Source organism: Actinokineospora sp., assembly GCF_050699995.1.
In the GTDB taxonomy this organism is placed as follows: Bacteria; Actinomycetota; Actinomycetes; order Mycobacteriales; family Pseudonocardiaceae; genus Actinokineospora.
The window spans coordinates 1-13,187 of the sequence record NZ_JBOHGC010000431.1; the positions used below are offsets into that span (position 1 = coordinate 1).

Consider the following 13,187-nt stretch of genomic DNA (forward strand, 5'->3'; position numbering starts at 1 on the left):
GACCCGCTCGATGACCGGCTCGCCGGACGGGGTGCGGGCACCGGTGATGCGCGCGAGGTCCGGGTCACCGGGGCGCACCTTGGTGCTCTCCGGCTTGACGCCCGCCTTGTCCGTCATCCGCACAACCGTGCGGCGCTGGTCGTGGGTGACCACCGTGACGACCGTGCCGGACTCACCCGCGCGGGCCGTGCGGCCGGCGCGGTGCAGGTAGTCCTTCGAGTCGGCGGGCGGGTCCACGTGCACGACCAAGCTGACGTTGTCGACGTGGATGCCGCGGGCCGCGACGTCCGTGGCGACCAGGACGGGCATGTTGCCGTCGCGGAACTGGCTCAGGACGCGGTTGCGGGCGCCCTGGGTCTTTCCGCCGTGCAGCGCGCCCGCGTGGACGCCGACCGAGCGCAGCTTGTCGGCGAGGCGGTCCACGTGGTGCTTGGTGCGCACGAACATGATCGTGCGGCCCTCGCGCGCGGCCATCTCGGCGATGACGTCGGCCTTGTCCTGCTTGGACACCAGCAGCATGTGGTGGTCCATTGTGGACACGCTGGCGGTCGCCGGGGCGACCGAGTGGGTGACCGGGTTCTTCATGTACCGCTTGATCAGCTGGTCGACGTCACCGTCGAGCGTCGCCGAGAACAGCAGCACCTGGGCGTCCGGGTCGGCCTGGTCCATGATCTCGCGGACCTGGGGCAGGAAGCCCATGTCGGCCATCTGGTCGGCTTCGTCGATCGCCATGTACTGCACGTCGTGCAGGATGCAGGTGCCCTGGCGGACGTGGTCCGACAGCCTGCCCGGCGTGGCGATCAGCAGGTCGACACCGCGCTTGAGGGCGTCGGACTGCCGCGGGAACGACATGCCGCCGACGGCGGTGCGGACCCACAGGCCCAGCGACTTGCCCAGCGGGGTGAGCGCGTCGCTCACCTGCAGCGCGAGTTCACGGGTGGGGACCAGGATCAGCGCGCGGGGACGCAGCGCACGGGGCTGGCCGCCCTGCAGGCGGGCCAGCAGCGCGAGGCCGAAGGCCAGGGTCTTGCCCGAGCCGGTCTGCGCGCGGCCGAGCACGTCCTTGCCCTTGAGGGCGTCGGGCAGCGTCGCGGCCTGGATGGGGAAGGGGGAAGTGATGCCTGCGTCGGACAGCGCCTTCAGCAGGGGCTGCGGCAGACCGAGGTCAGCGAATGAAACAGCTCCTTCGGCCTGAATGTCGCTGTGCTTGCCCTTGCCGCTCTGGCGGTGACGGGGCTTGCGATCGTCTTCAGCGATGTCGTTCGAGATCAGGTCGTTCGTGGGCAGGGCAGAGTTCTGCACGGGGTCCTCTCCGGACGTGGCACGTCTCGGGAGGCTCCGCCCTCTTCAAAGGAGGTCGGCAGGTCACACGGACGGGCCCGGCGCGTATGTCACGCCGTTAGTTGCGGGTGGCACCGCTGGCCATCCGGCGGTCATTCGGTTGCCGGGCGGGGAGCGACGTACATGTGTCGCTCACGATGCGTGTCTAGGTTAGCGCACACCCAGTAGCGAGTGCGCACCAAGGGACCAGGATCACGTACGCCGCTCCCCGTGCCGGTCAGTCGATACCGGCCGTGACCAGCAGTCGAGCGGTCAGAGTGCCCGGATCGACAACGTCATCGGGAGCCCGCGGGAGCGGAACCACCCCGAAATGTTGGCAACGTCACGCGCCAGGAACTCCGCACCGCGCGGATTGGCGATGAGATCGACGACCTGGGGGAGGTCGATCAGCATCAGGTGTCCATCGTGGACCAGCGTGTTGTACGCCGACAGGTCGCCGTGGGTCAGGCCCACGACCGCGAACAGTTCCAGTCCCGCGACGAGCTGCTCCCACAGCTCCCGCAGTTCGTCGCGTTCCGGGCGGAGCTGGGCGAGCCGGGGCGCGGCCTGTTCGTCGCCGTCACGCAGGAACTCCAGCAGGATCTCCGTGCCGTCGCGCTGAACCGGGTACGGCACGGGGGCGCCGATGGACCACAGCCGGGTGAGCGCGGCGAACTCCGCGACCGCCCACTGCTCGGCGATGAGGTTGCGGCCGAAGGAACTGCGGTTGGCCATCGCCCGCATCTCGCGGGAGCGGCGCATCCGCCTGCCCTCGAGGTAGCCCGCGTCGCGGTGGAACATCCGGTGCTCGCCGCTGCGGTACCGCTTGGCGGCCAGCAGGCAGCGCGCGCCGTCGGGGACGGCGCGTTCGATGACGAACACGTCGGCCTCTTTGCCCGTTTTGAGCACACCGAGCTCGGTGTCGGCCGCGGCGAGGTCGGTGACCAGCCAGTCGGGTCGCGGGTGCGGGCCCTGCTCGCTGTCACCCCACGTCGACCACCGGTCGGCGCCGTCGGGGAGTTCCTCGGCGGCGGTGTAGGCGTCGTCGCGGGCGCGGGCAAGGCGGGCCTTCTCGGCCTCGGTGAGCCTGCCGGAGCGCTGCGGCTGGGGGTCGTCGTCGAACCGGACACGGCGCATGCGGCCGCGCGGGGTGCTGTCGAAAGTGTCGAAATCGTCGGTGAACTCGTGCTTTCGCACTGGTGGGTCTCCTAGACCTGGGAAGGAAGCCCCACCGCGAGAGTCAGCGACGTGGGGCGGGTGGCCGGGCTGGTGCAGCCACCGGGACAGTCATCACCACGGCGCACCTCCTCAGGTCCTCTTCGCCTCTGTCGCGCACAGCTTGCCCGCCCAGGTCGGGGCGGTCAATCGAATTAACCGACGATCAGGTCGAGCGTCTTCTTGCCCGTCGGCTCCAGCCGCATCCCGTTGGCCGCGGCGACCGAGATGAGGGTTCGGACGGAGCCCGGTTCGCGCGGGGCCAAGGCCAGCGCGGCGGCCAGTTTGCCCTTGTACGCCTTGTTGAAATGGCTGACGGTCTTGCGCCTGCCGGTGCCGTCGTCGGTGACCACGCGCACGGTCACGGCGTGCGTGATCGCCGCCAGGTTGGCGTAGGCGCCCGAGCGCAGGTCGACCACCAATTCGTCCACTGTGGACAACGTCTTCTCCAGGTCGGTCCGCCAGAGGGTCCGCAGGCCGCCGAGTCCGGGCAGCACGGTGTCGCCGGAAAGCCGGTAGGCCGGAATCGGGTCGCCCGTGCGCACCACGCCGAACAGCGCTGAGGCCACGGCGAGCCTGCGGTTGGCCCGGTTGCACTGCGGCTTGGTGAACGACTTCGCGTCGAGGGCGTCGTAGAGGACGCCGGTGTAGCGCTCCAGCGCGGGCATCGTGGGCGACTCGCGCAGGGCCGCGTTGCGGGCGACCTCGTCCGCCTGGCGTTCCGAGAGGCCGAGCGCGGCCAGGCTCGCCGGGACGTCGGCGGCCAAGTCGGTCAAGGCGGTGGCCAGGCGCTCACGCACGGGGGTGAGTTCGGGGAAGGAGAGCGCGGCGAGGTCGAGGGGGGCTCCGGCGCCGCCCTCGGCCTTGGTCTCCGATGGGGGCAGCAGCACGAGCACGCGGTGAGCTTAAGCGGTGGCCGCGCGCTCGGTAATTCGGTCGATCCCGGCCCGTGCCGGTCGTACCGTCGGGGGATGACCATCACCTGGCGGAACCTGGCCGCCGACGACGCCGATCAGTGGGTGGAGCTGCGGGCCGCGGCCGAGGCGGTCGACAAGACCGGTGAGCACGCGGGCGCGGACGAGTTCGCCGAGGTGATGTCCGACCCGGGCCTGGGCGCCATCGGCGGGTTCGACGGCGAGCGACTCGTCGCGGCAGGCGTCGCCTGGTTCAAAGCGGGCCACACCGAGGTGAACGGGGTGCCGCTCGAGGGGCACGTCCACCCCGCCCACCGGCGGCGGGGGATCGGGCGGAACCTGCTTGACCGGATGGCCGGCGTGGCCGAGCAGTGGCACGCGGCGCACTGCCCGGACCTGCGGCTGGAGCCGCGCTCGACCAGTCACGAAGCCAACGTGGGCCATGCCGCGCTGCTGCGGGCCGCGGGCTACGTGCCGGTGCGCTGGTTCTTCGACATGTCCGTCGAGTTGTCCGGCCCGATCCTGGATCCGCCGATCCCGCCGGGCCTCACCGCCGAGGGCTATAGCCCGGCCATCGACGACGAGCTGCGCCGCGCGCACAACGAGTGCTTCGCCGAGCACTGGGGCTCCATCCCGGCGGACCCGGTGTACTGGCGCCGCCACGTCACCGGGAACCCCTCGTTCGCGGCCGACCGGGCCTTGATCCTGCGCGACGACGTGACGGGCGAGATCGCCGCCTACGTCCTCGGCTACGGCTCCGCCGCGCAGGACTCCGGGACCGGCCGCCGCGAACTCTGGGTGGGCCAGGTCGGCACCCGCAAGGGTTGGCGCGGGCGTGGGACAGCGACCGCCATGCTCGCCGCGGTGTTGCGGCAGTCCCGCGACGCCGGGTACGAGGTGGTGGCGCTGGCTGTGGACAGCGGCAACTCGACCGGGGCGCTGGGGGTCTACGAGCGGTGTGGGTTCGCTGTCACGGGCCGGTGGACGACCTATGCGCTCATCCGGTAGCCGACGCGACGCAGAACTCGTTGCCTTCCGGGTCCGCCAGAACGGACCACGTCAGGCCGGGGATCTTCTCCTCGCCCAGCACCGACGCACCGAGGGCGACCAGCCGCTCGACCTCGGCGAGCCGGTCCTCGGTGTGGAAGTCGAGGTGCGCGCGGTTCTTGCCGTCGCGCTTCTCCGGCACGCGCTGCAGGCCGAGGTACGGGACCTCGCCGAGCGTGCCGCCCTCGGGCAGCAGCATGATGAACTCGCCGCCGTAGTCCTCACTGATCTTGTAGTCCATCGCGGCCGCCCAGAACTCCGCCAGTGCGCGCGGGTTCTCGCAGTCGATCGTGGTCCCGCCCAGGTGAATAGTCATGGCGGGCATGTTGCACCCGACCACCGACAATTCCGCACGTGTAACCCGAATGCGCAGGCCAGGGCCGGGTCACTACGCTTTGACCTGCTTTCTACGAGGCCCAGAGGAGTCCATTGTGATCACCAGGATGTCGTCGCTGTTCCTGCGCACGCTGCGCGAGGACCCGGCGGACGCCGAGGTGCCCAGCCACAAGCTGCTGGTCCGCGCCGGGTACGTCCGCCGCGTCGCACCGGGTGGTTACTCCTGGCTGCCGCTGGGCCTGCGCGTGCTGCGCAACATCGAGCGCGTCGTGCGCGAGGAGATGGACGCCATGGGCGCCCAGGAGATCCAGTTCCCCGCGCTGCTGCCCAAGGAGCCCTACGAGACGACGCACCGGTGGACCGAGTACGGCCCGAACCTGTTCCGCCTCAAGGACCGCAAGGGCGCCGACTACCTGCTCGGCCCCACCCACGAGGAGCTGTTCACGCTCACCGTGAAGGGTGAGTACACCTCGTACAAGGACTACCCCGTCACGCTGTACCAGATCCAGACGAAGTACCGCGACGAAGCGCGTCCCCGCGCGGGCATCCTGCGTGGCCGCGAGTTCCTGATGAAGGACTCGTACTCGTTCGACCTCACTGACGACGGTCTGTCCGAGAGCTACCAGAAGCACCGCGCCGCCTACATCAAGATCTTCGACCGGCTCGGCCTCGAGTACGTGATCTGCTCGGCCACCTCCGGCGCGATGGGCGGGTCGGCCTCCGAGGAGTTCCTGGCCGTCGCGGAGACCGGTGAGGACACCTTCGTCCGTGCCACCGACTCCGACTACGCCGCCAACGTGGAGGCCGTCGTCACCCAGGCGCCCCCCGCGATCCCGCTCGACGGGCTGCCCGACGCGCAGGTCCACCACACGCCCGACACCCCGACCATCGAGACGCTGGTCAACTTCCTCAACGGCGCGAACCTTGGCCGCACGTTCACCGCGGCGGACACGCTCAAGAACGTGCTCCTCAAGACCCGCAAGCCCGGCGAGGCCGACTGGGAACTCGTCGCCGTCGGCCTGCCCGGCGATCGCGAGGTCGACATGAAGCGGCTCGAGGCATCGCTGGAGCCCGCCGAGGTCGTCATCCTCGACGAGGCCGACTTCGCCAAGAACCCGTTCCTGGTGAAGGGTTACATCGGCCCGAAGGCGTTGCAGGACAACGGGGTCACCTACCTTGTCGACCCGCGCGTGGTCACCGGCACCGCCTGGGTGACCGGCGCCGACAAGTCCGACCACCACGTGGTCGACCTCATCGCGGGCCGCGACTTCACCCCCGACGGCACCATCGAGGCCGCCGAGGTCCGCGAGGGCGACCCGGCCCCCGACGGCGGCGGCACCCTGGTCGCCGCGCGCGGCATCGAGATCGGCCACATCTTCCAGCTGGGCCGCAAGTACGCCGACGCCTTCGCCCTGGACGCGCTCGGTCCGGACTCCAAGCCCGTGCGGATCACCATGGGCTCCTACGGCGTCGGTGTGTCCCGCCTGGTCGCGGTCCTCGTGGAGCAGAACCACGACGACCTGGGCATCGTGTGGCCGCGCGGCATCGCGCCCGCCGACATCCACCTGGTGATCGCGGGCAAGGACGACACCCTGCGGGCGGGCGGCGAGAAGCTGGCGGCCGACCTGGACGCCGCCGGGCTCTCGGTCCTGCTGGACGACCGTCCGGCCTCGCCCGGGGTCAAGTTCAAGGACGCGGAACTCATCGGCGTGCCGACGATCGTGGTCGTCGGCCGCGGCCTGGCGAACGGCGTGGTCGAGGTCAAGGACCGGGCGACCGGTGAGAAGACCGAGGTCGCGGTGGCGGAGATCGTCGCGCACCTGACCGCACTGGTTCGGGGCTGAGCGAACACACGAAAGGGGTGCGCGGCCGATGGCCCCGCACCCCTTTCGCTTGCTCTTAGTCCTCGTGGATGCGCAGGCTCGCGATGATCTTCTGCAGCGTGTCCGCGGGAAGCGCGTCGGGGACGCCCTGGTCCATGTAGCTGATGAAGATCGCGGTCTTGCCGCCGCCGATCTTGAACGCCACCGACGTGAACTCGACCGTCGGCGATGAGCATTCGCCCGGCTGGTTGACCGTCAGGGTGCCCTTCGCGGTCATCGCGTCGATCTTGCCGTGGCCGACCTTGGTGGCGACCGGCTCCGTGTACGTCACCGGCGCCATGGTGTTGTCCTTGTTCAGCGCGGCGGCCTCGGCGAAGACCTTGACGCCGTTCTTCGCGCCCAAGGCCAGTTCGAGGTCGTCCACCGACACAAGGCCGACGCGGCCGCGGTAGGAGCCGCGCACGTTGGTGCAGGCGTTCTCCCGGTACGTCGACACGCCGTGCATGATCGCCTTCGGCTTGCCCGCGTTGTCCTCGAAGCCGACCACCATGCCCGGCGTCTCGATCTTCCAGTCGGTGGGGACGTCGTAGGCGACGTTCTCCTTGTACGACAGCACACCCTGGAAACCGGGGGTGACCGCGTCGACCTTGATCTCCTCGACCTCGGTCGGGGTCTTGGCCGTAGTGGGCTTCTTCGCCGTCGACTTCGTGGGCGACGGCTTTGCCTTTGTGGTCGTCGGGGCGCTGGACGACGACTCGGGGCTCGCGATCGGCTGTTGCGGCTGGTCATCACCGCTCAGCAGGAAGTACGCGCCGACACCGCCGCCACCGAGGACCAGGAGCGCGACCAGCGCGATGATCCACGGCGCGTTGTTGCTCTTCGGCGGCTCGGGCGGCTGGTACATGCCGAAACCCTGGTAGCCGCCGAAAGGCTGCTGTTGCTGGGGCTGGGCCTGGAAGGGCGCGGGCTGACCGGTCATCGGGTCCACTTGGTACTGCGGCTGCGGTTCCTGCCAGTACGGACCCCCTGGGGTGCTCATGCCCCGAACGGTATCCGGCCCCCATTGGTCCGTGTGCCGGAACCCACGCATCCGAGCAGGCAGGCAAGCACGGCGTCGGTGTCGGACAGGTCGTCGAGGACGGCGTGGGCGCCGGCGGCGGCCAGTTGCTCGGCGCTGTGCCGTCCGGTGGCGACGCCGACGCCGACCGCGTCGTGGTGCAGGGCGGCGGCGATGTCGTGCGGGGTGTCGCCGATGACGATCACCGAATCGGGGGTGAAGGTCGTGGCGTGCTTGTCGCCTGCGGCGCTGATGGCGGCGAGGACCAGTTCGTGGCGGTCTTCGGACAGCGTGCCGTAGCCGCCGATCTCCAGGTCGACGAAACCGTCGAGACCGAACGGGATGAGCTTGTGCGCCGCCACCTCGGGCAGGTTGCCGGTGACCAGGGACTGCACGACGTCGTCGCGGTCGGCCAGGGCGGCGAGGATCTCCGTCGCGCCGGGCAGGGCGCGGCCGACGGTGGCCAGGTCGTCCTCCGTGGCGAGGCGGACCAGTTCGGCGTACATCCGGGCGATGTTGTCCTCGGTGGGCTCGGCGTCGTGCGCTCGCAGCATCTCGGTGGTGATCGATCGCTCCGTGCGGCCCGGGAACACCGGGACATGGCTGATCTCCACGCCGAGCACCGTGGTCAGGGCCTCGCCGTACCAGCGGCGGCCGATGCCGCTGAAGTCGACGAGGGTGAGGTCGATGTCCCAGAGCACGAGGGTGGAGGGTGTGGTCACCCAGCCATGGTGGCACGGGTCGCCGACAGCTTTCCGCCCGTTGGGACGGTTCACCTGGAGGGACGCACGCTCTCGGTGATCGTCCGCACCTCGTCCGGGCTGACGAGCGGGGCGCTCGGCGTGGACCCGGTGTCGGCGTCGGCGGCGAGGACGACGACCGAGGTGCCCGCCGCCGTGCTCAGCGCGACGACCACGATCGTTCCCTTGGTGCTCGCACAGTGGTCGGCGCTCTCGGCGGTGACCGCGGCGTCGGCGCGCACGACCGTGCCCCGCGCGCCCGCGCGGGTGATGGGGGTCGGCGGGGACAAGGTGACCTGGGCGGTCTGGCTGCCGTCGCTGTACTGGTCGGCGGCCACGGCCGCGGCGAGTTCGGTGGCGGTGTCCCCCGGGTCGCCGTGGGTCAGGCCGCTGCCGCTGAAGGCCCGGCCGTACTCGGCGCCCTGGCACAGGTAGGGACCGAAGTCGGCGAGGTGCCCGAGTTCGACCCCGCTGGAGGACTCCAGGGTCTCGGTGCCCTCGGCGAGGGTCCAGCCCGGCGGAACCTCGTAGGTGAGCGCGGCGGTCTCGTCGGTGACGACCTGCCAGCCGGGCACGGTCGGGACGGCCGGTTCGGCCTCGCGGGTGGCGGTGGGGCGGGGCGGTTCGCTGACCTCGGTCCGGTGTTCGTCGGCGGAGCCGAGGGTGGACACGGTGGCTATCGCGCCTGCGAGGACCGCGAGCGAGATCGCGCCGATGGCCGCACGCTGGATTCGCACACCGCAGACCGTAGCGGGTGGCGTTATTCAACGCGTGTTGACCCGCTTCGGAGTCCGGCGTACCGTACGAATTCAACACATGATGAACTCAGGAGGCGGACATGTCCGGACCCAAGCGAACGGGCGCGTTAGTCCTCGCGCTGTCCATCGCGGGAGCGCTCGTCGCCGTCCTGCTGGGCCTGCTGACCTTCGGCGCGCAGGCCACCTCCCGGCCGGAGGCGGTCCCGCTGGCCATCTCGGCGCCCGGCCCGCTGCGGCCCATGGCGGACCGGATCGCTTCGCACGGGGGCGAGGCCGTGTCCTGGCGGGTGGACACCCCGGAGGGCGCGCGGCAGCGGCTGGCGGACAAGGACGTCTACGGAATCCTCGAACTGGCGCCCGCGGCCAACGGTGTCGGCGCGACGATCGTGGTGTCGGGCGCGGTCAACCCGCAGGGCACGCAGATCGCCCAGCAGGTCTTGACCGGGGCCGCGCAGGCGATGGGCGCCCAGGTCACCACGGTCACCCTCAACCCGGTCAGCGTCGCTGGCCGCACCGCCCCGCTGGCGGCGACCGCCCTGCTGTGGGTCGGCGGTCTGGTCGCGGGAATCGGACTTGTCGTGGGCTCGGAGCGGTTGGGCCTGCGGGTCGGACGCCGCCACCGCCTGGCCTTGGTCGCCGCGGCGAGCGTCACCACCGCGGCCGCGGTGGTCGGGCTGCTGGCGCTGTGGGACTCGGCGCTCCCGCTGACCTGGGACGTGCTCGGCTTCCTGCTCCTCGCCGCGGTCGCGTTCGTGTCGGTCCAGGGTGGCCTGCTGCGGCTCCTGGGCATCCGGGCGGCGGCGATCCTGGGTCCGCTGTACCTGATCGCGCCCGCCGTGGCCGGGCAGGTGCCGGAGCTGCTGAACCCGGCCTACCGGGCGCTGCTGTGGTCGTGGACGCCGTTCCGGTTCTCCGCCGAGGGACTGCGGAGCCTGTTGCAGGGCACGGGTTCGGCGCCGGACGTGCGGCTCGGCGTGATCGTGCTCGGGTCGATGGCCGTTGTCGGGCTCGTGCTGTTGCTGCTGCCGAACCGGACCGCCCCGGCGGAAGCGCCGCAAGCGGCACGGATCGCGGAGCGGGTCTGAACCTCAGGCCGGGAGGTAGCTGAGCCGGACCTTGCGCACCGGGTTGTCGGTGTTGGTGTCCACCAGGCAGATCGACTGCCAGGTGCCAAGGGCGAGCGTCCCCGCCATGACGGGGATGCTCGCGTAGGGCGGCAGGAACGCCGGGAGGACGTGGTCGCGGCCGTGCCCCGGGCTGCCGTGCCGATGCCGCCAGCGGTTGTCGGCGGGCAGCAGGTCCCCGAGGGCCCGCAGGAGGTCGGTGTCGCTGCCCGCACCGGTCTCGATCACCGCCAGGCCCGCGGTGGCGTGCGGGACCCAGACGTGGAGCAGGCCGTCGGTGGCGTCGGCGTCGGTCAGGAAGCGGGCGCACCGGTCGGTGAGGTCGAAGACGACCTCGGTGTCGCCGGTGTGGATCTCGATCTCCTCGCTGTGCACCTGTCCACCGTAAGGTCGAAAGCGTGCGCATGGCTTATGGAGAGCGGTTCGACATCCCTACCGGGTACCTCAACACCGCCAGCATCGGTGTCCCACCGGCCTTCGCGGCCGACGCCATGGCGGAGGTGGTCGACCGCTGGCGGCGTGGGGACACCAACGCCCCCGAGTTCGACGCGCCGGTGGCGGCCGCGCGGGCCGCGTGGGCGCGGATCGTCGGGGTCGAAGCCGACCGGGTGGCGATCGCCTCGGGTGTGTCCCAGTTGGTCGGGCAGGTCGCGGCGGGTGTGCCCGACGGGACCAGGGTGCTCGTGGCGGAGGGCGAGTTCACCAGCGCGACGTTCCCGTTCGCCGCGCAGGGTCGCGGAATCACGGTCACGGAGGTGCCGCTCGCCCAGATCGCCGAGCGCGCGTCCGAGTTCGACCTTGTCGCGGTCAGCGTCGTGCAGTCGGCCGACGGATCGATCGTCGACTTGGCCGGTCTGCGCGCCGCGGGCACCCGTGTCCTGCTCGACGTCACACAGGCCGCCGGCTGGCTGCCGCTCGACCTGGGCTGGGCGGACTGGGTGGTCGGCGGCAGCTACAAGTGGCTGCTGTCCCCGCGCGGGTCGGCCTGGCTGGCGATCCGGTCGGACGCCGAGGAGCTGACCAAGCCGGTCGGCGCCAACTGGTACGCGGGGGAGGACCCGTGGGACACCGTCTACAGCCTCCCCCTGCGCCTGGCGTCGAGCGCGCGGGCGTTCGACCTGTCCCCGGACTGGTTCGCCCAGGTCGGCGCCGCGAGCGCGCTGCCGTGGTTGGCCGGCCTGGACATGAACGAGGTCCACACCCACTGCGTCGGCCTCGCCGACAAGTTCCTGGCGGGCTTGGGTCTACCGCCCGCGGGCTCGGCGATCATCTCCATCGACCGGTCGGCCGAGAGCCTCACCGCGGCGGGCATCCGCTGCGCCTCCCGCGCGGGGCGCGCGCGGCTGGCCTTCCACCTCTACTCGACCCAGGAAGATGTGGAGCTCGCTCTGGCCGCACTGCGCTGAACTGGAGATTCGCAACTAATTCACCAGCCGACCTGACGCGGAGCGCCCGGACCGTTTACGGTGACCAGTCGTGTCGGCACCCCAGCGTCCAGGACAGCCTCCGCAGCCAGGGCAGCACCGCCCCGGCGAGACGGAGTGGATTCCGCGCGTGTCGGACGCGCCCCGCCGCGATGAGCCGTTCCGGTTCACCGAGGGGCAACCCGAACCGGAGCCCGCCCCTGCCATGACCTGGGCGATGCGCATCCTGGGCCTGGTCGCCGTGGCGGTGCTGTCGGGCGTTGTCTACTGGTACACCAACGACGAACCCGCGGGCGGCGCCGGTCCGCAGCAGACCACCCCTGCCGCCCGAGAAGGTGTCTACGACTTCGCTGTGCACCCGCAGGTGCCGTCGCCGAGAACGGACACCGACTGCCCCGGCCACGCCTACGGCAAGACGAAGACCTTGCTGGCCGGGCCGGGTGTGTGCACGAAACTGATCCAGGCGGCCTACACCACGAAGGCCGACGGCCGGGAAGTGCTGATCACGGTGTCGGTGCTGCACCTGTCGAGCCAGGAGAAGGCGCTCGAACTCCAGACGTTGACCAGGCAGAACAACACCGGCAACGTCAGCGACCTGGTCCTGCAGAAGGTCATCAAGGTCGACGGGCTCGACTCGCTGGCCAAGGGCGGCGGCTACCAGTCACGCGTCGACGGCTCGGTCATCACGATCGTCGAAGGCGACTTCACCAAGAGCGGCGCCAAGGACGAGAAGACCCTTGACGCCGTATGCGAGGACGCGCTGCGGCTGGGCGAGAAGATCGACCAGAGCTCCTGACCTATGGCAGACCTGGCTGCGCTGATGTGAGTGGCGTGATTCCAGCCAGCTTGCGCCACCTCGTCGCCCGCACGGCCGCCGACGTCAGACCCTCCAGCGCCGTCTTGCGCACGTCGGCGTCGTCACACCGTTCCAGTGCCGCCCGCCACGCCACCGTGGCGTCCTGTTCGGCCGTCACCAGCACCGCCAGCGCCGAGGCCTCATCGGTCACCGGCTGCGGGGTCAGGTAGGCGGCTTTCGCGGGCTCCGGTGTCTTGCCGAACCTGCCCAGCAGCCGCGCGATGGCGTCGCGGCGGGCCCGGTGGGCGGTGGCGCCGTCGCGGATCGGGGCATCGAATGACGCCTTGAGGAAGGCGCTGACCAGGCCGTACACCCAGATCGCGGCGTGTTCGGCACCCAGCGCGGCCTGGATGGCGGCCACCGTGTCGTCGGGCAGCGTGGGCTGCTGTGGCTGGGTCATGCCAGCACCTCCCGCAGGCTTGCGCACGCCGCGGCGACCGAGCCGACCATGCCCGCGCGGTAGCGGGGGAGGGTCGTGACCACTGCGGCGGCCTTCTCCTCGGCGGCGAGCAAGGCGCTCAGCAGCTGCTTGCGGGCGGTGGCGGCGTCCGACGGCGGCGCCTGGGGCGGACC

At 70.9% G+C, this 13,187-nt stretch carries 14 protein-coding genes; 5 read left to right on the forward strand and 9 right to left on the reverse strand.

Going from position 1 to position 13,187, the window contains the following annotated elements; translation table 11 throughout:
- From ACRDSQ_RS21265 to yaaA, 3 genes are all read right to left on the reverse strand, one after another.
- Positions 1–1,302 (reverse strand): DEAD/DEAH box helicase (locus ACRDSQ_RS21265; protein ID WP_431423489.1); only part of this gene is annotated, 1,302 nt, incomplete at its 3' end.
- Positions 1,303–1,593: 291 nt separating this feature from the next.
- Positions 1,594–2,517 (reverse strand): serine protein kinase RIO, encoded by a 924-nt coding sequence (locus ACRDSQ_RS21270; protein ID WP_431423491.1) that lies wholly within the window; start codon positions 2,515–2,517, stop codon positions 1,594–1,596.
- Between the two features lie 173 nt (positions 2,518–2,690).
- Positions 2,691–3,431 carry a peroxide stress protein YaaA gene (gene yaaA, locus ACRDSQ_RS21275; protein ID WP_431423493.1) on the reverse strand — a complete coding sequence of 247 codons (741 nt, stop codon included), beginning with the start codon at positions 3,429–3,431 and terminating at the stop codon, positions 2,691–2,693.
- Positions 3,432–3,506: 75 nt separating this feature from the next.
- On the opposite strand from yaaA, the gene ACRDSQ_RS21280 reads away from it, so the two are divergent.
- Entirely contained in the window at positions 3,507–4,457 is a 951-nt protein-coding gene (locus ACRDSQ_RS21280; protein ID WP_431423495.1) for a GNAT family N-acetyltransferase, read from the forward strand.
- Here ACRDSQ_RS21280 and ACRDSQ_RS21285 read toward each other — a convergent pair.
- Complete coding sequence (locus tag ACRDSQ_RS21285; RefSeq protein WP_431423497.1) at positions 4,447–4,812, reverse strand: VOC family protein; 366 nt, start codon at positions 4,810–4,812, stop codon at positions 4,447–4,449. The genes ACRDSQ_RS21280 and ACRDSQ_RS21285 overlap by 11 nt on opposite strands.
- 115 nt (positions 4,813–4,927) lie before the next feature.
- Between ACRDSQ_RS21285 and ACRDSQ_RS21290 the strand changes: the two genes are divergently transcribed.
- On the forward strand, positions 4,928–6,676 hold the full coding sequence (locus tag ACRDSQ_RS21290; protein WP_431423498.1) for a proline--tRNA ligase: 1,749 nt from the start codon (positions 4,928–4,930) through the stop codon (positions 6,674–6,676).
- Between the two features lie 55 nt (positions 6,677–6,731).
- On the opposite strand, the gene ACRDSQ_RS21295 is transcribed toward ACRDSQ_RS21290, so the two are convergent.
- The 3 genes from ACRDSQ_RS21295 to ACRDSQ_RS21305 are packed head-to-tail and all read right to left on the reverse strand — an operon-like array spanning position 6,732 to position 9,189.
- Positions 6,732–7,694: a hypothetical protein gene (locus tag ACRDSQ_RS21295; protein WP_431423500.1), complete on the reverse strand. Its 963-nt coding sequence runs from the start codon at positions 7,692–7,694 to the stop codon at positions 6,732–6,734.
- Positions 7,691–8,434: an HAD family hydrolase gene (locus tag ACRDSQ_RS21300; protein WP_431423501.1), complete on the reverse strand. Its 744-nt coding sequence runs from the start codon at positions 8,432–8,434 to the stop codon at positions 7,691–7,693. Before ACRDSQ_RS21300 ends, ACRDSQ_RS21295 begins: the two co-directional genes overlap by 4 nt.
- Positions 8,435–8,484: 50 nt before the next feature.
- Entirely contained in the window at positions 8,485–9,189 is a 705-nt protein-coding gene (locus tag ACRDSQ_RS21305) for a hypothetical protein (RefSeq protein ID WP_431423502.1), read from the reverse strand.
- A 101-nt stretch (positions 9,190–9,290) separates the two neighbouring features.
- Here ACRDSQ_RS21305 and ACRDSQ_RS21310 point away from each other — a divergent pair, with 101 nt between their 5' ends.
- Complete coding sequence (locus ACRDSQ_RS21310) at positions 9,291–10,295, forward strand: ABC transporter permease (protein ID WP_431423503.1); 1,005 nt, start codon at positions 9,291–9,293, stop codon at positions 10,293–10,295.
- Positions 10,296–10,298: 3 nt separating this feature from the next.
- On the opposite strand, the gene ACRDSQ_RS21315 is transcribed toward ACRDSQ_RS21310, so the two are convergent.
- Positions 10,299–10,709 (reverse strand): YjbQ family protein, encoded by a 411-nt coding sequence (locus ACRDSQ_RS21315; RefSeq protein WP_431423504.1) that lies wholly within the window; start codon positions 10,707–10,709, stop codon positions 10,299–10,301.
- Positions 10,710–10,732: 23 nt separating this feature from the next.
- Here ACRDSQ_RS21315 and ACRDSQ_RS21320 point away from each other — a divergent pair, with 23 nt between their 5' ends.
- A complete protein-coding gene (locus ACRDSQ_RS21320) occupies positions 10,733–11,740 on the forward strand; it encodes an aminotransferase class V-fold PLP-dependent enzyme (RefSeq protein ID WP_431423505.1) in 1,008 nt (335 codons plus the stop codon).
- A gap of 148 nt (positions 11,741–11,888) precedes the next feature.
- On the forward strand, positions 11,889–12,554 hold the full coding sequence (locus ACRDSQ_RS21325) for a hypothetical protein (protein ID WP_431423506.1): 666 nt from the start codon (positions 11,889–11,891) through the stop codon (positions 12,552–12,554).
- 1 nt (position 12,555) lies between these two features.
- Here ACRDSQ_RS21325 and ACRDSQ_RS21330 read toward each other — a convergent pair whose 3' ends face one another.
- Complete coding sequence (locus tag ACRDSQ_RS21330; RefSeq protein ID WP_431423507.1) at positions 12,556–13,014, reverse strand: ferritin-like domain-containing protein; 459 nt, start codon at positions 13,012–13,014, stop codon at positions 12,556–12,558.
- Between the last annotated feature and the right edge of the window lie 173 nt (positions 13,015–13,187).

Excerpts from the sequence above, each read along its gene's own strand:
- ACRDSQ_RS21280 (WP_431423495.1), top strand. The coding sequence starts at position 3,507 with ATGACCATCACCTGGCGGAACCTGGCCGCCGACGACGCCGATCAGTGG.
- ACRDSQ_RS21310 (WP_431423503.1), top strand. The coding sequence starts at position 9,291 with ATGTCCGGACCCAAGCGAACGGGCGCGTTAGTCCTCGCGCTGTCCATC.
- ACRDSQ_RS21285 (WP_431423497.1), bottom strand. The coding sequence starts at position 4,812 with ATGACTATTCACCTGGGCGGGACCACGATCGACTGCGAGAACCCGCGC.
- ACRDSQ_RS21295 (WP_431423500.1), bottom strand. The coding sequence starts at position 7,694 with ATGAGCACCCCAGGGGGTCCGTACTGGCAGGAACCGCAGCCGCAGTAC.
- ACRDSQ_RS21330 (WP_431423507.1), bottom strand. The coding sequence starts at position 13,014 with ATGACCCAGCCACAGCAGCCCACGCTGCCCGACGACACGGTGGCCGCC.